The organism is Fimbriimonas sp. LA-C6 (assembly GCF_055398105.1).
On the sequence record NZ_AP038796.1, the window covers coordinates 3,211,401 to 3,231,819 of the forward strand.

The following is a 20,419-nucleotide window of genomic DNA, read 5'->3' on the forward strand; positions in this document are numbered from 1 at the left end:
AAGCACTAGAACGACTTAATGGGACGCTTATTACACCTCGAACCGTTCCATACTTTACAACCCGCTGCAAAAACTCTGCAATTTGCACAGTCTCAACCCTCACATGTCTACCTCTCCTTATATTGAATTCGCAGATGTTAAGGTCGAATACCCCGGTCATGTGAGCGGTCTTAACGGAGTCAGTCTAAGAATCGAAAAAGGTGCCTTCGTATTCTTCATCGGCAGAACCGGCGCAGGCAAAAGCACACTGATAAAGCTAGTGACGCGCGAAGTCAAGCCAACCTACGGCTCTGTCTTCCTACACGGCCGCGACATCAGTAAAATCCGAGAAGGAGAAGTCGCCGGGCTCCGCCGCGAAATGGGCATCGTCCCCCAAGACTTCGCCCTCCTACAACGCAAGCGAGTCTGGGAAAACGTCGCCTACGCCATGCGCGCAGTTGGCCACACCAAACGCGAAGTCCGCAAACGAGTCCCCGATATCCTCGATCAAGTCAACATCGGACATCGAGCCGACGCCTTCCCAAATCAGCTATCCGGAGGAGAGCAACAACGAGTCGCCATCGCCCGCGCACTCATCAACAATCCGCCCCTCCTCATCGCCGATGAACCCACAGGAAACCTCGACCCCGAACACTCCTGGGAGATCATGGAGCTCCTAAAGAAGCTCAATCAAAAGGGCACCACCGTTTTAGTAGCCAGTCACGACATGATGGTGATCCACCGAATGGCGCAACGAATCGTCACCATGGAAGACGGACGAGTCTCTTCCGACGAGGAGGGCACCCTTGCTTGATCGCCTAAGCTTCATCCTGGGCGAAGCCATGATCGCCCTGCGCCGCAACGGCTTCATGACGTTCGCCGCCATCAGCACGGTCGCAGTCTCGCTCTACTTACTCGGTGGAATGGTCTACGTGTACGCCAGGGCAACCGACTACGCCAACACCCTCCCCGGCAAGTTCGAGATGCGCGTCTTCCTCAAAGAAGGAACCACCTTCAACGAGATCAAGCAGACCGCCTTCGACATCCGAGCACTCCCCGGAGTCGGCGAAGTCAGCTGGATCCCACGAGACAAAGCCTGGGAAAAGGAAAAACGCGAAAACCCAGCTCTCACCACAGGCATCGAAAACCCGTACCCCGACGCCTTCAAAGTGACCATCAAAGACCTCAAGCTAGGCGATGCCATCGCCGCAAAGGTCCGCGCTCTAAACACGGTCTCCCCCGAAGAAGGAGTCAGCTACCTCAGCGACGAGCAGCACCTCATCGAACAGCTCCTCCAAGCGCTAAGATGGCTCGGCTCAGTCCTAGGCGGCCTATTGTTCGTCACCGCAGGTGTCCTCATCTACAACGCCATCCAGCTCACCGTGCTCTCCCGGCGGATGGAGATCCGAATCATGCAACTCGTAGGTGCCTCCCGCCTCGTGGTCCGAGTCCCATTTCTCATCGAAGGGTTCATCCAAGGAACACTAGGCGGCCTACTCGCTGCAACAATGCTGCTAGCGTCCCAGCGCGTCCTACAAAGCAAACTGCTGCAGATCAACCCAGATTTCCACATCGCCGCCTTCCCCATCGGCCAAGCCTCCCTCCTCCTGGCACTCGTGGGAGGTGGATACGGCCTGCTCTGCTCATTCATTGGCCTCACCCGAGCCCAACTAAACTTCCGATGAGATACCTACCGTTCATCCTCGCCTGCTCCATCCTGGTGTCCACGTGCCCCGCACAGACTCACCACAAGAAGCACAAGAGGTCAAACAAGAGCAAAGGCCAACTCCAGGGCCAACTCGCAACGGTCCGCAAGAAAAAGAACCAACTCCGAGCCGAAATCCACGAGACCAAAAAGAAGGTCCGAGCCGTCAGTACAGACCTCCACGCGGTAGACCAAAAGCTCACCTCGGTCCAACACAGGCTGGAAGACACAACGGAAAAACTCTCATCCGGCAAAGAACGCCAAAAAACACTCGCGGCAGAACTCACAACCGCCACCAAAAAACTAGACGACACCCGCAAGCAGGTCCGAGCCCGCCTCAAGCGACTCTACATGAAAGGGCAAGGAAACTACATCTCCGCCCTCGTCGGAACCCAAAGCGTCGGCGAATTAGCTTCCCGAAAAGTCCTCATGGAGGCCATCACCCGCAAAGACCGTCAGCTCTTCACCGAATTTCAGAACCTTGAGAAGCAGGTCCGACAAAAGAAAGCCGAACAAGACCATCTCGTGCGCCGAGTAGCCGAACTAGCTTCCAGCCAACGAGCCCAAGAAAACGATCTCAAAGAAGTCCGACAAGAGAAAGGGGAAGTCCTAGAAAACCTCCGGGACAAACAAGGTCAGCTCCAAAAGATGCTCAACCAGTTCGAAGAGGACGAGCGAGACATCGCCGCCCAAATCGCTGCCTTCACCCGAAGCAGACCCGGCGGCAAATACGTCCCCCAAATGTTCTCTGGAAGATTCTCCAAGCCCGTGAACGCACCCATCACCAGCGGCTTCGGGATGCGCTACCACCCCATCCTCCACAAATCCCGAATCCATGCCGGTATCGACTTCGGAGCACACTACGGAGCATCCGTCCACGCTGCAGCGGAAGGGGTCGTGATCTCAACCTCCTACATGCGAGGCTTCGGAAACGTCGTGATCATCGACCACGGCGGAGGAATCCAAACGGTCTACGCCCACCTATCCAGCTTCGGCTGCTCAGGAGGTCAACGTGTCGCACGCGGCCAACGCATCGGTGCAGTAGGAAACACGGGCCTAGCAACCGGACCTCACCTCCACTTCGAGGTTCACGTCCACGGTCACGCTGTCAACCCACTAGGAAAGCTCTGAGTTGCGCGCATCATAGTCGATGCGAGCCGCCTCAACTTCCTGAGCATGCGACTCGCACCACTCACAAAGCGAAGCAAGGTATCCATGAAGGTCTTGCCCCAACGGAGTCAAACTGTACTCAACGCGTGGAGGAACCACAGCATAAACCTGACGATGTACCAACCCATGGCGCTCCAGATTCTGCAAAGTCTGGGTCAGCATCTTCTGGGAGATGCCATCAATCTCGCGCTGCAACTGGAGATACCGAACGGTCCGATCGGAAAGCACTGAAATCACCAAAGCACTCCACTTATCGGCAATCAAAGCAAGGAGTTTCTGCGAAGGACAAGCACGTTTGCGTACATCAGCGGCGATGGCAGCCATACATCTATCTTACCATTAAGTGGGTATAAAACTTTTTAGTGTGTACTTGACGGATGGGTCGTTTTAAGCCCATAACTCTAACCAGAGTAGGCGCTGTGCGTCTTATCAGAGGATAAAGAAACAATGTCGGAACAAAAAGCGATTGTCACCATTGCCTATCATAGCGGCTACGGCCACACAGCATCCCTAGCCGAGGCCGTAGCCCGAGGAGCTCGCACAGTGGAAGGCGTCCAAGTCTACGTCCTCAACGTCGATCATGTCGATGAAGCCTACGAAGGATTTGAAGATGGCTGGGCCGTGCTCCAAGCTTCAGATGCCATCATCTTCGGCGCTCCAACCTACATGGGTAGCGCGTCAGCTGGCTTCAAAGCTTTCCAAGACAAAACCAGCAAGCCTTGGTTCACACTCGCCTGGAAGGACAAGCTCGCCGGTGGTTTCACCGCTTCTGGCTCATATTCGGGAGACAAACTTTCCACCCTCATCCAAATGGCCATCCTCGCCGCCCAACACGGCATGAACTGGATCCCCCTCGGACTCCACCCTGGCTACAATAGCAGTAAAGCGAGCATCACCGATCTCAACCGAACTGGGTTCTTCCTAGGCGTCGGAGCACAAGCCAACGCAGACGAAGGAGCCGATGTGGCACCACCCGAGCAAGACCTCAAGACTGGAGAGCACTACGGTCAAAGAATCGCCGAAGCAGCAGTTCGCTGGAACAAAGGAAGCAAATGAGAGCACTCAGATATCACGAATACGGCGGACCTGAAGTCTTAAAATACGAGGAAGTCCCCATCCCAGACCCTGCCGAAGGCGAAGTACAGATCAAAGTAGCCGGCTCAGGAGTCAATCCACTCGACTGGAAACTCCGCGAAGGCTACATGAAAGCCTTCATGCCAGTCTCCTTCCCAGCGATCGTATCCACGGAATTCTCGGGCACAGTAACTAAGCTAGGCGCAGGTGTTAACGATTTCAACATCGGTGACGAAGTCTACGGCCTCGCCAACTCCGGCAGCTGCGCAGAGTACACCACTGCAACCGCCGCCACCATCGGCCTCAAGCCAGCAACCATGGACCTCGCCGACGCAGCGGGCGTCCCAGTAGGTGGAATGACCGCCTGGGAAGCACTCTTCGTAAAAGGAAACGTTCAGCCCGGCCAAAAGGTCCTTATCCACGCAGCCTCGGGCGGAGTAGGTTCCTTTGCAGTCCAGCTCGCCAAGTGGAAAGGCGCCCACGTCATCGGAACCACATCGGCAAGGAACCAGCACTTCGTCACAGAACTCGGTGCAGATGAAGTCATCGACTACCACACCACCGACTTCTCAACGGTTCTCTCAGACATCGACTTCGTGCTCGATACCATCGGAGGCGAAACCACTCAGAAATCCCTGTCGGTGCTCAAGCCCGGCGGAATCGTAGTCACACTCACAGGGGGACAAGGTGAAGCCGAAGGAAAAACCCTCATCTCCATGGCAATGCAGCCCACCCGCGAGTATCTCGACACCCTTGTAGGACTCATAAACGACCTCCAACTCAAGCCGGTAATCGACACCGTCGTTCCCTTCGAGAAGGCCATAGAACTTCAAAAAGAGAGCCAAGGCGGAAGAAGCATCGGCAAACTAGTCGTCCGCGTCAGCTAACAAGGTTCAATGGGACTATGAAAGTCGCGTCGCTCCACATCTACCCCGTGAAGTCCCTCAAAGGGATCGCCCTAACGGAAGTCGAAGTGGAACGGCGCGGCTTTCGCTTTGACCGACGCTGGATGGTTGTCGATCCCTCCGGACACTTCATCACCCAACGAGAGCACCCCGAAATGGCGCTCATCCACACGGAGTTACACAACGACCAACTCCGCCTAACCGCAGACGGACTCGGCTCCATAGAAGTCCCCACCACCTTCGAAGGCCAATCCGAGAAAGTCCGAGTGTGGAACTCTATCGTAGACGCGAACTTCGGAACCCCTGTTGCCGACAAATGGCTCTCCGAAGCCCTCGGAACCTACTGCAGACTCGCCGCCATGCCAGACTCCTCAATGCGAGCCTGCGGACTAGAAGGCGACCAAGTCAGCTTCGCCGACGGCTACCCAGTCCTGGCGATCAGCCAAGCATCCCTGGACGATCTCAACGCAAAGCTCCCCCAGCCAGTCCCAATGGCGCGATTCCGACCAAACGTCGTAGTCGATGATTGCCCCGCCTTCGAAGAAGACACTTGGAGAAACATATTCATCGGTTCCGTAAAAATGAGAACCCCAAAGCTCTGCTCGCGCTGCGTGATGACGACAGTCGACCAGAACACCGGAGAACGAGGCGTAGAACCCCTCCACACCCTGGCCACCTATCGCGTCATCGATCAAAAAATCATGTTTGGAATGAACTGCATTCCAGACAACGAAGGCAAGATCGCAGTCGGCGATCCCATCGAAGCCATCTAACGAAAAAAAGCCCCCGGCATTAACATCCGGAGGCCGACAGCACAAGGGCTCTCCACGGAATAGGGGAGAGCAATCCGTTTTGAACCCTCACAACTTTTGACTGTACTTCACACCAAAAAGGGCCACTCATTTATTGCGATTGCGGTAGCAATAAATAGTAGAAAGTCCCCCGATTCTGGACCGGGGGAAACCCATGTCGGATGCAAGGCAATGAGGCTCCGTGAACAAGCCTCGGCCATGAACATACAGTTCGACTGAACTGAAGCACCCGAAGGGCCTCTCCTTCTTGCGTTGTTTCACACAAGAAGGAGAATGGGTTATCAGATAACGCCTTGAGCGCGAAGGTCGTTATAGTGGCAAGCCTTAAACTTCTTGCCGCTGCCGCAAGGGCAGTCCTCGTTTCGTCCAACCTTCTTCCAATCAATCTTGTCCAGATCAACAGGACCGCTATGATCAGAACCATCTTCAAGAGCGAGATCCTCAAGATCCCCATGAAGCATCGTCTCGTAGTCCTCTGGCTGAACATTCAAGTGGAAGAACATCTTCGCAGCATCATCACGAATGTTCTTCAGCGTGTGCTGGAACGTATCGTAAGTTTCGCGCTTGTAAGCAACCAAAGGATCGACTTGACCATATCCACGCAAGCCAATGCCCTCGCGGATGTAGTCGATGGTCTGCAAGTGCTCCATCCAGCGATCATTGATCGCCTTAAGCAGAACATACTGCTCCAGCCGCTTGATCACCTCACCCGTGCGCTCAATCTTCGCGTCGTATTCCTGGATCGCAATATCCTGGAGATACTGAACAAGCTGGCTACCTGGCTCAAACTTCTCAAGGTCAGAAATCGTCGCGTAGTCAATCAGCGGGAACAGCTCATTGGCGTCTTCAAACAGAACGGAGTAGTCATAAACCCGGGTTCCGTCCTCTTCCAACATCCAAGCGTTGTTCACCAACTCGCCAATCATGTCCTCAATGTAAGTTCGAAGCTCAGTCCGAACATCCTTACCAAGAAGAATCTCTCGGCGAAGACCGTAGATGTGCTCACGCTGAGCGTTCAAAACGTCGTCGTACTCAAGAACGTTCTTTCTAGCCTCGAAGAAGTGGTTCTCAATCCGCTCCTGAGTCTTCAAGATCATGCGGCTAAGGAATCCAGCCGTAACCTCTTCCATCGGCGGCCACATCTTGAGGGCAGGGTTCTCCATCATGTTCGCGTTAAAGATCTTCCAGAGATGATCCTCAAGCGCCACATAGAACCGGCTTTCACCAGGGTCACCCTGTCGTCCGGCACGACCACGTAGCTGGTTGTCAATTCGTCGGCTCTCATGTCGCTCCGTACCCAAGATGAACAAACCACCCAGAGCCCGGACCTCTTCAGCAAGCGTTCTTCGCTCCTGGTCGTCCAAAGGCAAAGGTGGAACCGCACGCTGCTTCGATCCACCACGTCGGTAATCCGAAGCATCCTCGCCTTGCGAACCGTCAGTCTCCTGACCACGCGACTGGCGAACCACATCATCCTCAACGCGACCGCCAAGCAGAATGTCCACACCACGACCCGCCATGTTGGTAGCGATCGTGACCTGGCCCTTTCGTCCAGCCTCAGCAATAATCAACGCCTCTCGCTCGTGGAACTTCGCGTTCAAGACACTATGAGGAATGCCGTGAAGAAGAGCCTCTTCCAAATAGATCTTGTTCTCGGCAGGAAGATTCCACTGCTCAAGACACCAGTCCAGCCAGTCGCCCTTCGTGACATCACCGGTCATGTCAATCTTCGCCAACAAAGTAGCAAGCGCCTGAGCGTTGATCTCAGTCAGATCTGTCTCATAAAGCCGCTTGGCCTCGTCCCGCATCTCGCCCTTGATGTCCTTCTTGACCTCAAGTCGCTCCTTCAACCGCTGTGTAATGATCAGCCGGCGAAGAACGTCCGAGTGCAGCCGAGCAGAAACCTGCTCCGACATATCAACCGACCGCGTTCCAACCAAAACTGGCTGCTGCTTGGTGTGAACCCGAAGGATCTCCCAAGCAATACCGCGGAACTTCGCTTCAATGGTCTTATAAATAACGTCAGGCTGGTCCACACGAGCCGTCGGTCGGTGAGTCGGAATGCTCACAACGTCCAGACCGTAAATCTTTCGGAACTCGTCTTCCTCAGTCTTAGCCGTACCGGTCATACCAGCCAGCGTGCTGTAAAGTCGGAACAGGTTCTGGAAGGTAATCGTCGCAACCGTCTGGCTCTCGCGCTGAACTTCAACCTTTTCCTTAGCCTCAAGCGCCTGGTGCAGTCCGTCGCCATAACGTCGGCCATACATCGCACGACCCGTATTCTCGTCGATAATAACAACCTCGCCCTTCTGAACGATGTAGTCAATATCCCGGTCGAACAAGGCATAAGCCTTAACGGAAGCGTTCACGTGGTGGAACAGTCGTGGGTCAGCAGCAATGTTGTCAATGCCCATCAACTCTTCCACGTAGTCCATGCCTTCCTCAGTCATGCTCGCGGAGTGGTTCTTCTTGTCGGCAGTGAAGTGAAGCTCAGGCTTTAGCTGGCTAACCACCTTATCGACCTCTTTGTAAACGCTGACATCCTCATGCGAAGGGCCCGAAATGATGTGAGGAGTTCGAGCTTCATCAATAAGGATCGAGTCGACTTCGTCGATCATCGCGTAGTTCAGCTCGCGCATCACCAACTCTTCTTCGGAGAACGACATGTTGTCGCGAAGATAGTCAAATCCAAACTCGTGGTTCGTGCCGTAAGTGATGTCGCATCCGTAAGCATCCCGTCGCGAGCAAGGCACCAAGTTCGCATATCGAGGATCCTCGTGATAGGCGCCAGGAGTATAAATGTAAGACCCACCCAACTCATCGCTTTCCTGAGACTGGCCCTGGATAATTCCAACGCTCAAGCCCATGAAGTCATAAATCGGACCCATCCAAACAGCGTCACGTCGTGCAAGGTAGTCGTTAACCGTAACAAGGTGTGCGCCCTTACCCGTAAGCGCATTGAGAACCAGTGGAGCAACCGCAACGAGCGTCTTACCTTCACCGGTTTTCATTTCAGCAATGCGACCCTGGTGAAGAACCGCGCCACCAATCAACTGCACATCAAAGTGCCGCATGCCCAACTTGCGCTTGCTCACTTCTCGGACAACCGCAAACACTTCAGGCAAAAGCGAATCGAGCGATTCGCCGCTCCGCGCGCGCTCCTTATAGCTCAAAGCCTTTTCGCGAAGCTGCTCTTCGCTCAAATCGGAGAACTGAGACTCAAGACCGTTGATCTTGTTGATGATGGGCAGGACGTTATCAACGTCTTTCTTACTGGTGTCGAATAGCTTTCTAAGTAGTTGAATCATGTTGACGGAACAGGCATTGCACCTGCATGGCGCGAGTAGGTGTTAACGATCCACAGGCAAAACGCCCAACCCGACGCGCATCGTAGGTCAGAGGAAATCACCTGAGTGAGGGTTCGTTAACTAAGGTCCGTCGCGAGATCGCCGACAGTCTTGGAACCCATCCTGTATCGCAATTGATGGGTGTGAATGGGGTTGCTGAGAAAGTAACTCAGCGTCAGAATCAAATTCGGGTGTCTTGCTGGCTTGGTTGGCAGTCTTTGGACCGACCAACAGCATCAAAAGTGCTTCGGAAATGTCTTGGTGATTCGTCCTGGCAAGCAGAGAAGCCAAAACCGACTGAGACTCTTCGTCCGTAACCTCTTGATTAGGAGATGCAAGCTGCTGGTGAATCGCCTGAACCGCCCCTGGCAACAGGCCCTGTCGAGCAAGCCGTTCCGAATTGGAAGGCCCTAACAGCAGGAGCACTATGATTGCAGGAATCAAAGGAAGCATGGTTCGACGATCTTTACACCATTATAGACGTTTTGAGGCAACCCGAACATTCCCGAACTGGGACCGCAAAAACGTTAACTTGGAGTTTCGACGGGTTGTTTGGTAGCAGTCTTTATGCCACGGCAGAACCCATACAGCGAAATCCCACGATTCGCCACCATCGATCCCACAATGCCCATCACGATTAGCAAAATAATCCGAACACCAATCGAAGTCAGTGAGTTACCAGCCTGAGCAATATCAATCGCCTTGCCCTTCGCAATGCCCAGTGCCTGATCCGGTGGCACTGTAAACATTTCATAGGCAAGTTTAAACACGAGAAGCATCAGTCCTATGCCGCCCAAAAATACGAGCAAACCTAGAATCGAACCAAGCACATCTCGTTGAGTCCGGTGAGTCACCATCGACGTATACCGCTTTAATACGCTCAAACGCTTGAATCTGTTGAAAGAATTTCGGTTAGTGCAACACTTCTGCAGCCACAGCACTACCCGAGTCCTTCGCCATCTTAATAAACCAAGCTGCAACAGCCGGAATCAAAATTAAACTCGCTCCCAACCAATACGGCGCAGCAGGCGAATTCGCCATCAATCGACTGCTAATCAAAGGCCCAATACACCGCGCAAAAGCGCCCAAAGCCTGAGTAATCCCAAAGATCCCGCCCTGAATAGCTCCCGGCGCACTCCTAGAAATCAAACTGCTCAAGCTCGGCTGAGTAAGCCCATTACAGATCCCTAGCGCCAAAATCCCAAGCAAAGCAGGAGCCCAAATCGGAGCATAAGGAATCATCGCAAAGATCGGCGCATAAAAAATGTACGCATACCGCAACAGCTTCACTTCGCCAAACTTCGGCGTCGCCCGCTGCACCACAAACCCTTGCATAAACGCCATCACGACGCCCACAAACGCCAGCAAATAGCTCCCAGTCACCTTCGCCTGGTCATCCGGTAAGTGGAACACCGACCGCTTATCCGCAAGCAGCAAGAAGTAAGTGGACTCCAAGTTAGTAAAAGCAAAGTTGATGATGAAGAACATCGTCAACAACAGCGCCATCTTAGGGTCCGAAAGCGCCAACCGGAAGTCGTGCCAAAAACCGGTCTTGCGTACCGCGTCCGAACTCGCCAGGCTCTCCCGAAGGAAAAACGCCACATAGAACAGATTCACACAAGCAAGAGCTGCACCCACATATCCCAGCAAGTGTTGGTCGTCATGGCTGATCTTGAGCAGAATCCCACCCAGCGGCGGCCCCATCACAAACCCAAGCCCAAACGCCGCACCCACAGCACCCAGCCCCTTGGCTCGATCCTTAGGAAGCGTCACGTCCGCAACATAAGCAAACGCCACACCAATATTCGCAGCCGCAATGCCCGAGATCGCCCGCGCGATCAACACAATCGGAAAACTCGTCGCGTTGGCGTAAACCAGATACCCAATGATCGCCAAAGTGGTCGTAACCACCAGAATCTTCTTCCGACCAATCTTGTCACTCAACCGTCCCAGAAAAGGCGCAGTCAAAAGCTGAGCAAAACTAAAAGCCGCAAGAGAAATCCCAGTAAGGGTCTGAATCTGCTCTGGAGTAGCACCCGCACCGAGGTAAGAAACCGCGAGGTGCTTGCCGCGTAACTGGAGATCGGGAATAAACATCCCGAAGCCCAGCAGATCCAGAAATACCGTAAGAAAGATTCCTAGAATAGGCGACGGCCCCTTACGTCGTGGGGCAGCGTCCTGGGCTTCGGGTGATTGACTCATGAGAGAGTCAGCAGTTTACTCAGCTAAGATCAGGACGACCAGAGCGTTCGTAAGCTTTAGCAAGGGCAACCCGTGCCTCATCCCGAATGTCTTCCTCCAACATCCCAACCTGGTCGATCATCCGATCCATACCAGCTCGAACCTGAGGGTCCGCACCAAGAGCCACCTGGTCCTTCGCAACCTCAAGGGAATGAGCATGCGAACCAAGCGAACGCCGCATCTTAAGTAAAAGGCGGACTTTACTGAAAGGCTTAATCGTCGAGGCGCGAATGGCTTCCACTCGCTTCCTAATCTCGTACTGAGTTAACAACTTTTCATAACCTCCTCCACATGCGCTGGGCGCAGTGGTTCCTGCATTTGCCTGCGAGGTTAGCTGTCGGGCTCGGGTCAAGAACTACCCGCGATTCGTATCGTTAGCCCCGTTAATTGGGTCCCCCGCTGTTGACGTGCAACATTCGGCTTTGGCTGACGTGTGAATGAATCACACGCAAATAATCCTACCGGGTCACAACGCCCGTTCGGAGCGTTAGACCCATAGGAAAACCCATAGATATCAAAGATGTGGCAAGAAAGACATTTTAAGAATAACCATTCTCGGGCAAGCTAATGACCAGTTTCGGGTGTAGCATGTGTTCTGAATTGATGAAGACTCATCGACGACTCTTGTTCATCGTGCTCGCGGCGCTAGGAACCATCATGGGTTCCCAAGCACAAACGGCCAAACCAAAAGGCGAGCTAGTTATCTGGGGACTCACCTCAGGCGCGGACAACAAAGGCCAAGACGCGGTCATCCGGGAATTTGCGCGGAGAAACCCCGACGTCCATATGAGGGTTCTCAGCATGGGAGCCGGCAACATGGACCCCCAAAAGCTGATGACCAGCATCGTGGGCAACGTAGCCCCCGACGTCATCAACCAGGACCGCTTCACCATCTCAGACTGGGCCAGCCGTGGCGCCTTCCGTCCCCTCGACGACCTTCTAGCCCGAGACAAAAACGATCCGTCTTGCCCCAAGAAAGAGCAGTACTACGAAGGCCCCTGGAACGAAGCGATCTACCAAAACAAGATCTACGGAATCCCAACAGGCGCAGACAACCGCATCCTCTACTGGAACCGAGGCATCTTCCGCCAAAAAGCAGCCCAACTCCGCGCAGCCGGACTCGACCCAGAGCGCCCACCCAGAACCTGGTCCGAAGTCCTCGCCTACAGTAAGGCCATCACAGAATTCAATCCAGACGGAACGTTGAAGATCGCCGGATTCATGCCCAACTTCGGCAACTCCTGGCTGTACATGTACTCGTTCCAAAACAACGCCTCCTTCATGTCACCCGACGGCAGAACCTGCACCCTCTATAGCCCCGAATCCGAAGAGGCCCTCAAGTTCATCCTCAAGGGATACGACCTAGTCGGCGGCTACGAGAAAGCAAAGTCGTTCGAATCAGGCTTCCTCGGCAAAGAAAACGATGCCTTCATCATCGGCAAAGTCGCTATGAAGATCGATGGCGACTGGATCCTCAGCACCCTCTCCCGCTATGGTCCGCAACTCGATTTCAGCACGGCCCCCGCCCCAGTGCCCGACGACCGATATAACAAAGTAGGTCGCTTCGCGAAAGAAAAAGACACCTTCATCACCTGGTTTGGCGGCTACTGCTACTCCATCCCAAGAGGCGCCAAAAATGTGGACGCAGCCTGGGCATACATCAAATTCGCCACCAGCACCGAAGCCCGAATGCTCGATTACAGCGAGCAACAAAAGTGGGACCGCTCACGTGGCCGAGCCTTCATCCCACGAATCTTAGGGAGCCAAGAAGCCAATGAGGAAGCCTTCAAACGCTTCAAACCGGCCGACCCCAAGTTCGCCCAAGCGCTCCAAACCCACGTAGACGTTGCCAAATGGGGCCGAATCCGCCCCGCAACTTTCGCCGGACAGAAACTCTGGTCAGAGCACGTCCGAGCCATGGAAACAGCCCTCTATCACAAGATGTCGCCCAAAGACGCGCTGCTCTCCAGCCAAGCAAACGTCCAACGCGACCTCGACGCCTTCTTCCAAAAAGAGCGCTACTCCGTTATCGATCTAGGTATTCCCGTAAAGGGCGGTATCGCGCTAATCGCAGCAGCCGTGATCACATTCGTGGTGTGGTTCGGTCGCCAAAAGATTGGCAAACTCGCCAGAAACGAAGCCCGCTGGGCCTACACCTTCGTCTCCCCTTGGCTCATCGGATTCCTGGTCCTCACCGCTGGTCCCATGCTGGCCTCACTGTTCTTCGGCTTCACCCAATACGATGTCCTCAACGAAGCACGCTGGGTCGGACTCAAGAACTACCACGACATGGTCACCACGGACCGCGGAAATGTCGTCAAGTCGCTCTACAACTCAGCCTACATGGCCCTGGCAGGCGTCCCACTCTCCCTTTGCACCGGACTCGCCATCGCCCTCCTGCTCAACACCGCCAGCAAAGGCCTTAGGTTCTACAGGTCGATGTTCTATCTCCCGTCCATCGTGCCAGGAGTCGCCAGCGCAGTGCTCTGGATCTGGGTTCTCACCGCAGACCCCAATAAAGGCCTCATCAACTCCATCTGGGCAAAAACCTTGACCCCATGGCTTTCCATTTCGCCACCCGGCTGGATCCAATCCGCCGAATGGTCCAAACCCGCACTCATCCTCATGGGTGTCTGGGGCGCAGGAAGCGGGATGGTCCTCTGGCTAGCCGGACTCAAAGGCATCTCGGGAACCCTCTACGAAGCAGCAAGCATCGATGGAGCGAACCCCAAACAGCAGTTCTGGTCCATCACCTTCCCACAGCTCAGCCCCGTGATCTTCTTCAACACAGTCATGGGCTTCATCGGAGCACTTCAGGACTTCGACCGAATCTACATCATGAAGCCGTCAGCCGACGGTCCCATCGGAGCAGACGACTCGCTTCTAACGCCCGTGTACCACCTCTTCCGAAACGCATTCGCGTTCTTCGATATGGGCTACGCATCGGCGCTCGCATGGATGATCTTCGGCCTGATCCTGCTCTTCACAGGCTTCCAATTCAAACTGGCCCCTCGTTGGGTGCACTACGAGTCAGATAAATGAACGGCGATACCCTCTACGTCCTTGCGACTTTCGCAGCCTGGCTAGGCTGGTTTTTCGGAATTCGCGCAATCATTCTGCTCGCGCAGGTGGTCTCCAAAGCTCCAGGCCTAGACCAAGCTCGCCTCAGCAAGAACCTAGTCATCAGCTCCCTCATCGGAGCCGCCGGCCTAGCCTTCTCCGCACTAGCCCCTAAGCCAATTGTTGGGAAGACAGACGCCCTTTGGCACCTCCCCATCGTATGGCTCGTCATGCCCGTCGCCGCCTGGTTCTGCATCGTCAGTCTGGTGTTCACCGGCCTCCGTGCAGCGCAGTCAACCATGTCCACCAGTCCGGAAGACCGCACAGCAAAGCTGAAAGCCACCGGCATCTGGGCAGCAGTTCTTGTTCTGGGCTTCTACCTCTACAAGTCAGACAAGACCAACACCATCACCGTCCTCAAAGGCAACATCCCCTTTGAGCCCACCACAGCATGCGCCATCATCCTGCTCGCCATCGCAGGTGTGTTTGCCATGGTCATCGCAGGCAGAGCCACCAAAACCCGCGGCTACTCCAAGACAATTGTCACCCAGGCAACCCTCATCGCCGGCTCCCTCATCTTCGGAGTCCCCTTCGCCTTCTTAGTGATCACTAGCTTCAAAGAAGACCGCGACATGTCCTCGCCAAACGGCATCGTCTGGATCCCCCGAGTGCAGGACACCGTCCCCTACAAAGACCCCAAGAACCCAATGTACGAAGGGCTCTACAACGGTGAAAAGGTGCAAGGCAACATTATCGATCGAAAGGGCGATACCGTCCGAGTCGACATCTTCAAGCCAATGGCAATCCGCGGAATCACCTTCGAGACGCAGATGGCCAGTCTCAAGGAAGTCCCCAAAGACATCCCTGTCGTCACAGCAAAGATCGACAATATCCCGGTCAAAGCCATGGTCATCGAGGAAATGAACGATGGTCGCAAGCGAGTCTCTGTCCTAGAACCCGCAAACATGGCCAACAAAGAGGCCATACTCCTCGCCTCCCAAACCGAACCGGTCCGCCACATCGGCCTGCGTACCAAAAACTATTCGGAAGCTCTCGACTTCCTACCCCTCGAGACCAAACGAGGACTGGTCTATCTCAAAAACACCCTCGTCATCGTGATCCTCTCGGTGTTTGGTGCCGTCTTGAGCTCTGCCATCGTCGCCTACGCGTTCTCTAGAATGGTCTTCCCAGGCAAAGAGCTGCTCTTCGCCATCCTACTGAGCACCATGATGCTCCCCGGCGCGGTCACGCTTCTCCCGCAGTTCCTCATCTTCAAACAACTCGGCTGGATCGACACGCTCTATCCACTCTGGGTCCCAGCATTCTTCGGAAGCGCCTACAACATCTTCCTGCTGCGCCAATTCTTCAAAAGCATCCCCATGGAGCTAGAAGACGCCGCCAAAATCGACGGTTGTAGCTACCTCAAAACCTTCTGGAGCATCATGCTCCCCATGATCAAACCCGCCCTAGCAGTCGTCGCGATCGGCACCGTCATGGGAGCCTGGAACAACTTCATGGGTCCGCTCATCTACATCAACTCCCCAGAAAACATGCCCCTCAGCTACGCGCTGCAACTGTTCAACGGAGAAAGAAGCGGAGAACCCGGCATGCTCATGGCATTCGCCACCATGACCATGATCCCCATCCTCCTCCTATTCTTCTTCGCCCAACGCTACTTCATAGAAGGAGTAACCCTCAGCGGCCTAGGCGGCCGATAAGTCCACTTGCGAGGTAGTGCCAGTGATAGTGTGGCGCACGCGACACGACTTGAAAGGGAATCAACGAATGCTTCCTTGTTCAGCGGTTTGACTCAACATTCATAAGAAACTGAAACGCTTACCCAGTAAGGTGATGAAATTCTCTCTTTGACCATAAGGCGTATACGTCACAAGCATTAGGACATCGTGACGAGAGCTTGTGTTTGGCTTCTGTGAAATGATGTATGTTGAGGACTAGCTCAAATTTAGGAATCTGGATGCATTTTTACTAACATAACCAACAACTTACTAATATTTAGGGCGGGACATCTTTTCTTTAATTGGGCGCAAAATCAAACGGCCTTGGCGGTAGTCAAACGTTGCTTCGTATTTACTTAGGAGTGGCCAACCGACCAACATATCTGACTTCGAGGCCAAGGAGCAGAAAGGCAGGAGCCGTCCTCTCCCTTTGATTGGGCCAACTTGATAACTGTATCTAGCAGGTATATCTGAAGAGTTAGCTACACCCTTCAAGGTTTTCTTATATTGCGGGATGGACTTAAAGAATTTCGTTCCAGAACTAGAATTGAATGCGTAGCCATCTGTCCAGCCCGTATCGATCAGAAATCTAGCTACCTTACCATTGAATTTGCCGTAAACCCAGGGCAAACCACCTTCAGGACGCATGTTGAGGATGAACGCACCTCTAAGGTCGGGTTTGTACTCTGGTCTTCTAAGCACAATGAGACTTTTTTCAGGATTGAAAGTAACACAGAAATTCTTAAGGAATGCGGTACCCAGTAAAGGCAGTTCTGATGGCAGGTCCTTTAAGGCCATGGTTGGGTCGCCTACGCACTGGGATATGGCACCCTGAATTGTAATCCCGCCCAACTCCAGATTGGTACGGTTCAGGCGAGAAGTGAACGAGCGCCCACCAGCCCATCTCTGTTTTCTGCCCTCTCCAATGTCCTCGCCAGGTAGCTTCATTGCAGCAAAGGAAACAATCCCCGAACTTCCCGTGTCGACAAAACACTCGGTCTTGCGGCCATTCCAAACTACATTAATCGTAGGACGACCAAAATGGTTGTGATATGGGATATACGTTTCCCCGTAAGGAAGTTTGGATTTGTAGACGATGTTTGCTTCAGCGCTTTCAGAATGCGAGAATCCGGTGATCACTAATACGATTCCGAGCAAAAGCATACTCAAGTAATACTACCATGCGAGCGCCAAATGGCTCATCAATACACCTAGCTTGCGTGAGCATGTTGAATGCTACCAACAGAGAACAATCCAGGTCGAGCAGAAAATCAGACCAGCTCACCTGGGGTGCTACCAAGAAATGAATCAGAGCAGTGTACGCTTTTCTCTTCTGGCCTTCTTTACAACTTCTAACGTCTGATTGGACGCAAGATTAGCCTGCCACGCTTAAAATCGAAAGTAGTCTCGAAATTGCTGAGGAGCGGCCAACCAAGTGAGGTGTCTGTTGAAGTTGCCATCCAACAGGTTGGTAGGCGATTTCCTTTGAGAGTGATGGGACCTACTACACAAGAATAACCCCTTGCTAGTTCAGAAGAAATTGCAACCCCTTTTGATAGACTCGCAGGCGCTGAGAAAGAGCTGAAAAACTTGTCTCCCGACTGTTGATTGAATACAAAATCGTCGCTCCAACCTGTGTCAATAGTAAATTTCGCCCGTTTTCCATTGATTTGCCCGTAGACGTAAGGCAGACGCCACCGATCTTTGCGCATCTCTAAAACGAAAGCGCCCTTTGTGCTCGGTTTGTATTCCGGTTTGCGGAGAATCAACTCGTGTTTTACAGGATCAAAGGTAACACAGAATTTTTCGAGAAAGGTGTTGCCCAGTAGTGGAAAGTTTGATGGGAGATCTTTCAAATCCACCTTTTTAGGGCCAGCAGAAAGGGAAACGGCTCCGCGCACTGTAATCCTGCCAACCTCCAAATCTGTGCGTACCAAACGAGACTTATACGACCGTTTGCCTGCCCAAAAACAATCCCCACCTTGTCCAATGTCCTCCCCGGGGAGATTCATGGCTGCGAACGAAACGATCTGTGAGCACCCTGTATCAACAAAGCACTCAGTCTTCTTACCATTCCAGTTCACCTCGATCGAAGGAGTCCCAAAAGTCATCTGATAACGAATGCGGGTCTCACCATATGGCAGCTTTGATGCATAGAGGATCGAAGACATTGTTGTGACGCGATCCGCAGGTTGGAAGTTAGCTAGTACTGGAATAGGCCAAAACATTTTCTAACAATCCTACCACGCCATGGTGATTTATCCAAAGGCATTGTCACTAAGCGGTACATTCTAGAGTGTCAAGAAAGTATTAGCTCCCTTTAATGAAGAAATAAAGCAGGCAAACAGCATAAATTCTACAGTTTTCTAAGCCCTGCCTTCCAGAAACAGCTCCGTCAGATTGTTGCAGGAGAACCGGAAACAAACTAGTCCCTTCCTCACCCCATCGTGAGGAAGGGACAACCGACTTAAGCCGCGATCTTAAGCCGACGACTCGGCGACTCGTCCTCAATCTTGAACTTCGTCACCACATCCCGAAGCTGAGAACTCATGCAAGTCAACTCGTTGACAGCCGCGCTCACCTCTTCAATCCCAGCACTCAGCTCCTCCGCACCAGCCGCAGCTTCCTCGCTAACAGTTGCCACGCTCACGATCGAGGAAACAACACGCTCAGCACCAGTTGCCATCTCTTCACATCGACGAGCAACCTGATCAGAACTCGTCAAGATGCGCGCCAATGCATCCTTGGCAGACTCGCTGGTCCGCGCCCCTGCCTCGACTTCCGACTGAGTCGCTTCAATTGCTACCACAGTCTCCGTAACGGTATCGGTAATGCCAGAAATAAGAGCCGAAATCTCCTGAGTAGCAAACGTAGCCTTCTCCGCCAGCTTCCGAACCTCATCGGCAACCACAGCAAATCCGCGTCCGTGCTCACCAGCTCGTGCAGCCTCAATCGCTGCGTTCAAAGCGAGAAGGTTCGTCTGCCCTGCAATGCTCTCAATGCTCTGAACAATGCGCCCAATCTCCTTGCCCTTCTCGTCCAACTCTTGAACCTTTCGCGCAGAAGTCAGAACCTGGTGCTGCACCCGCTCCATGGCCTTAACGGTCTGAGAAACAGCCTGGTCGCCCTCTTTCGCCGCGTCAGACATGTCGCTCGCTGCACCAGCAACGCCGTTATCCTTGTCCTTGTAGCTCGCTCCAGCAATACCAATCTGGCCCGACAACTGCTCCATGATGGCCGACGAAGATGTTGCGTCTCGCGCAAGGTTCTCACTCGCCTTAGCAATCTCGGTCGATGCCGCACCACTCTGCTCCGCAGCAGCAGCCAGCGACTGACTCGTCTCGTTCACGGAAAGCGAATTGTCGTCCAAAAGCCGAACAATATCGGTAAGCGAAGAACGTGCCTCGTTATAAGCGAATATAGAAGCCTCAAGCTTCGACAAAGCCTTGTTAAACGTAGCCGCCATCTCGCCAACTTCATCGGTGGTCGGATCTGGAATCGGTGTCGTCACGGCTTCCGCAGACCGTCGCAGATCCCCAGCAGCAAAAGCTCCAAGGCCTTCCGTGAGACTCGTCAGACAGCGATCAGTGATGCTCTTCAGTCGTTCAGACACCATGTGAATCGGCGCCACAATCGCACGAGTAATGAACCATGCAAACAGCACCGCAACCACAACAGCGACAGCTCCCATTGTGGTAACGAGTCGCCGAACTGAATCACTGACCTTATAAGCGGCAGCAGCTTCAGCTTTCGCGCTTCGCTCGTTCCACTCAATCACCTTATCCAGCTTAGGAACGAAATCCTTGCCATAGGCGGCCACCGAGTTGGTCTCAAGCAGCTTGAAGGCCTCGGTAGGTGGATATTTGACGATCTTCACCCGAAGTCCACCCCAAATCTCCTTGTAACGCGACCAAGACTCCTTCAGCGCATCAGTGTTCTTTCTGTCTTCAGGGTTGGTGACCTGCGCATCGTACTCCTTCAGCGCGTTGTCAGCCTCACCAATGAACTTTGTCACTTGAGCGTCCAGCGCGCGCTCGGCCTCACCGTCACTACCGGCCAGACGATACTGCAACATTCGGGCGCGCCCAGTTGCATATGTCAAGTGAGACAAGGTCACCGCGTTGTCCAAAGACTTCTCAGTCAGTGTATGAATACTGCTCCGCAATTCCCCCGCACCGCTCAGCGCAACCGCAACAACAGCCACGATAAGTGCAACTGTGGCACCAAAACCGATACCTAGCTTACATACAAGTTTCAAATTCCCAAACCAACGTTTCATATGCACAACTCCTGGGTACCAAAGACCCTGATAAAAAGTCGGCATATTTCTAGTGAAACGTAAACTGGAGGAATTGTTATTAATTGCACAAGAATTGCAATAGAGTCTTAA

General features: G+C 53.5%; 17 protein-coding genes and 1 riboswitch. Of the genes, 8 read left to right on the top strand and 9 right to left on the bottom strand.

From position 1 onward, the window contains the following. Positions 1-103: 103 nt before the first annotated feature. From ftsE to ACZ51B_RS14950, 3 genes are read left to right on the top strand one after another with little or no spacing between them, the layout of a single operon-like run. A complete protein-coding gene (ftsE, locus tag ACZ51B_RS14940; protein WP_464294135.1) occupies positions 104-793 on the top strand; it encodes a cell division ATP-binding protein FtsE in 690 nt (229 codons plus the stop codon). After that, on the top strand, positions 786-1,664 hold the full coding sequence (locus ACZ51B_RS14945; protein WP_464294136.1) for a cell division protein FtsX: 879 nt from the start codon (positions 786-788) through the stop codon (positions 1,662-1,664). Before ftsE ends, ACZ51B_RS14945 begins: the two co-directional genes overlap by 8 nt. Next, a complete protein-coding gene (locus ACZ51B_RS14950; protein ID WP_464294137.1) occupies positions 1,661-2,815 on the top strand; it encodes a murein hydrolase activator EnvC family protein in 1,155 nt (384 codons plus the stop codon). Before ACZ51B_RS14945 ends, ACZ51B_RS14950 begins: the two co-directional genes overlap by 4 nt. On the opposite strand, the gene ACZ51B_RS14955 is transcribed toward ACZ51B_RS14950, so the two are convergent. Then, positions 2,801-3,178 carry a winged helix-turn-helix transcriptional regulator gene (locus ACZ51B_RS14955; RefSeq protein ID WP_464294138.1) on the bottom strand — a complete coding sequence of 126 codons (378 nt, stop codon included), beginning with the start codon at positions 3,176-3,178 and terminating at the stop codon, positions 2,801-2,803. The genes ACZ51B_RS14950 and ACZ51B_RS14955 overlap by 15 nt on opposite strands. A gap of 123 nt (positions 3,179-3,301) precedes the next feature. Between ACZ51B_RS14955 and ACZ51B_RS14960 the strand changes: the two genes are divergently transcribed. From ACZ51B_RS14960 to ACZ51B_RS14970, 3 genes are read left to right on the top strand one after another with little or no spacing between them, the layout of a single operon-like run. Continuing rightward, entirely contained in the window at positions 3,302-3,910 is a 609-nt protein-coding gene (locus ACZ51B_RS14960; RefSeq protein WP_464294139.1) for a flavodoxin family protein, read from the top strand. Continuing rightward, entirely contained in the window at positions 3,907-4,815 is a 909-nt protein-coding gene (locus tag ACZ51B_RS14965) for an NADP-dependent oxidoreductase (RefSeq protein ID WP_464294140.1), read from the top strand. Before ACZ51B_RS14960 ends, ACZ51B_RS14965 begins: the two co-directional genes overlap by 4 nt. 17 nt (positions 4,816-4,832) lie before the next feature. Beyond that, entirely contained in the window at positions 4,833-5,606 is a 774-nt protein-coding gene (locus ACZ51B_RS14970; RefSeq protein ID WP_464294141.1) for an MOSC domain-containing protein, read from the top strand. A 320-nt stretch (positions 5,607-5,926) separates the two neighbouring features. Here the strand turns inward: ACZ51B_RS14970 and secA are convergent, their stop codons facing one another. From secA to ACZ51B_RS14995, 5 genes are all read right to left on the bottom strand, one after another. Next, positions 5,927-8,953 carry a preprotein translocase subunit SecA gene (secA, locus tag ACZ51B_RS14975; RefSeq protein WP_464294142.1) on the bottom strand — a complete coding sequence of 1,009 codons (3,027 nt, stop codon included), beginning with the start codon at positions 8,951-8,953 and terminating at the stop codon, positions 5,927-5,929. Between the two features lie 120 nt (positions 8,954-9,073). Next, positions 9,074-9,445: a hypothetical protein gene (locus ACZ51B_RS14980; RefSeq protein WP_464294143.1), complete on the bottom strand. Its 372-nt coding sequence runs from the start codon at positions 9,443-9,445 to the stop codon at positions 9,074-9,076. 74 nt (positions 9,446-9,519) lie between these two features. Then, positions 9,520-9,771: a hypothetical protein gene (locus ACZ51B_RS14985; RefSeq protein ID WP_464294144.1), complete on the bottom strand. Its 252-nt coding sequence runs from the start codon at positions 9,769-9,771 to the stop codon at positions 9,520-9,522. A gap of 133 nt (positions 9,772-9,904) precedes the next feature. Continuing rightward, positions 9,905-11,194 (bottom strand): MFS transporter, encoded by a 1,290-nt coding sequence (locus tag ACZ51B_RS14990; protein ID WP_464294145.1) that lies wholly within the window; start codon positions 11,192-11,194, stop codon positions 9,905-9,907. Positions 11,195-11,213: 19 nt separating this feature from the next. Next, positions 11,214-11,504, bottom strand: coding sequence for a hypothetical protein (locus ACZ51B_RS14995; RefSeq protein ID WP_464294146.1), 291 nt, complete (start codon positions 11,502-11,504; stop codon positions 11,214-11,216). A gap of 33 nt (positions 11,505-11,537) precedes the next feature. After that, positions 11,538-11,665, bottom strand: a riboswitch (cyclic di-AMP (ydaO/yuaA leader). 171 nt (positions 11,666-11,836) lie between these two features. Here ACZ51B_RS14995 and ACZ51B_RS15000 point away from each other — a divergent pair. Further along, positions 11,837-14,275, top strand: a complete 2,439-nt coding sequence (locus tag ACZ51B_RS15000; protein ID WP_464294147.1) for an extracellular solute-binding protein — start codon at positions 11,837-11,839, stop codon at positions 14,273-14,275. Beyond that, positions 14,272-16,011 carry a carbohydrate ABC transporter permease gene (locus ACZ51B_RS15005; protein WP_464294148.1) on the top strand — a complete coding sequence of 580 codons (1,740 nt, stop codon included), beginning with the start codon at positions 14,272-14,274 and terminating at the stop codon, positions 16,009-16,011. Before ACZ51B_RS15000 ends, ACZ51B_RS15005 begins: the two co-directional genes overlap by 4 nt. 288 nt (positions 16,012-16,299) lie before the next feature. Here ACZ51B_RS15005 and ACZ51B_RS15010 read toward each other — a convergent pair whose 3' ends face one another. The 3 genes from ACZ51B_RS15010 to ACZ51B_RS15020 all read right to left on the bottom strand — a co-directional run bounded on the left by ACZ51B_RS15010 (position 16,300) and on the right by ACZ51B_RS15020 (position 20,308). After that, the gene (locus ACZ51B_RS15010; RefSeq protein ID WP_464294149.1) at positions 16,300-17,193 is read right to left on the bottom strand and encodes a hypothetical protein; all 894 of its coding nucleotides are present in this window, start codon (positions 17,191-17,193) and stop codon (positions 16,300-16,302) included. A gap of 188 nt (positions 17,194-17,381) precedes the next feature. Beyond that, positions 17,382-18,257 (bottom strand): hypothetical protein, encoded by an 876-nt coding sequence (locus ACZ51B_RS15015; RefSeq protein WP_464294150.1) that lies wholly within the window; start codon positions 18,255-18,257, stop codon positions 17,382-17,384. A 239-nt stretch (positions 18,258-18,496) separates the two neighbouring features. Continuing rightward, entirely contained in the window at positions 18,497-20,308 is a 1,812-nt protein-coding gene (locus ACZ51B_RS15020) for a methyl-accepting chemotaxis protein (RefSeq protein WP_464294151.1), read from the bottom strand. Between the last annotated feature and the right edge of the window lie 111 nt (positions 20,309-20,419).

Bases quoted from the DNA above. Each gene is read 5' to 3' on its own strand.
- ftsE (WP_464294135.1), top strand. From the start codon at position 104: ATGTCTACCTCTCCTTATATTGAATTCGCAGATGTTAAGGTCGAATAC.
- ACZ51B_RS14950 (WP_464294137.1), top strand. From the start codon at position 1,661: ATGAGATACCTACCGTTCATCCTCGCCTGCTCCATCCTGGTGTCCACG.
- ACZ51B_RS14955 (WP_464294138.1), bottom strand. From the start codon at position 3,178: ATGGCTGCCATCGCCGCTGATGTACGCAAACGTGCTTGTCCTTCGCAG.
- ACZ51B_RS14960 (WP_464294139.1), top strand. From the start codon at position 3,302: ATGTCGGAACAAAAAGCGATTGTCACCATTGCCTATCATAGCGGCTAC.
- ACZ51B_RS14965 (WP_464294140.1), top strand. From the start codon at position 3,907: ATGAGAGCACTCAGATATCACGAATACGGCGGACCTGAAGTCTTAAAA.
- ACZ51B_RS14970 (WP_464294141.1), top strand. From the start codon at position 4,833: ATGAAAGTCGCGTCGCTCCACATCTACCCCGTGAAGTCCCTCAAAGGG.
- secA (WP_464294142.1), bottom strand. From the start codon at position 8,953: ATGATTCAACTACTTAGAAAGCTATTCGACACCAGTAAGAAAGACGTT.
- ACZ51B_RS14980 (WP_464294143.1), bottom strand. From the start codon at position 9,445: ATGCTTCCTTTGATTCCTGCAATCATAGTGCTCCTGCTGTTAGGGCCT.
- ACZ51B_RS14985 (WP_464294144.1), bottom strand. From the start codon at position 9,771: ATGCTTCTCGTGTTTAAACTTGCCTATGAAATGTTTACAGTGCCACCG.
- ACZ51B_RS14990 (WP_464294145.1), bottom strand. From the start codon at position 11,194: ATGAGTCAATCACCCGAAGCCCAGGACGCTGCCCCACGACGTAAGGGG.
- ACZ51B_RS15000 (WP_464294147.1), top strand. From the start codon at position 11,837: ATGAAGACTCATCGACGACTCTTGTTCATCGTGCTCGCGGCGCTAGGA.
- ACZ51B_RS15005 (WP_464294148.1), top strand. From the start codon at position 14,272: ATGAACGGCGATACCCTCTACGTCCTTGCGACTTTCGCAGCCTGGCTA.
- ACZ51B_RS15010 (WP_464294149.1), bottom strand. From the start codon at position 17,193: ATGCTTTTGCTCGGAATCGTATTAGTGATCACCGGATTCTCGCATTCT.
- ACZ51B_RS15015 (WP_464294150.1), bottom strand. From the start codon at position 18,257: ATGTTTTGGCCTATTCCAGTACTAGCTAACTTCCAACCTGCGGATCGC.
- ACZ51B_RS15020 (WP_464294151.1), bottom strand. From the start codon at position 20,308: ATGAAACGTTGGTTTGGGAATTTGAAACTTGTATGTAAGCTAGGTATC.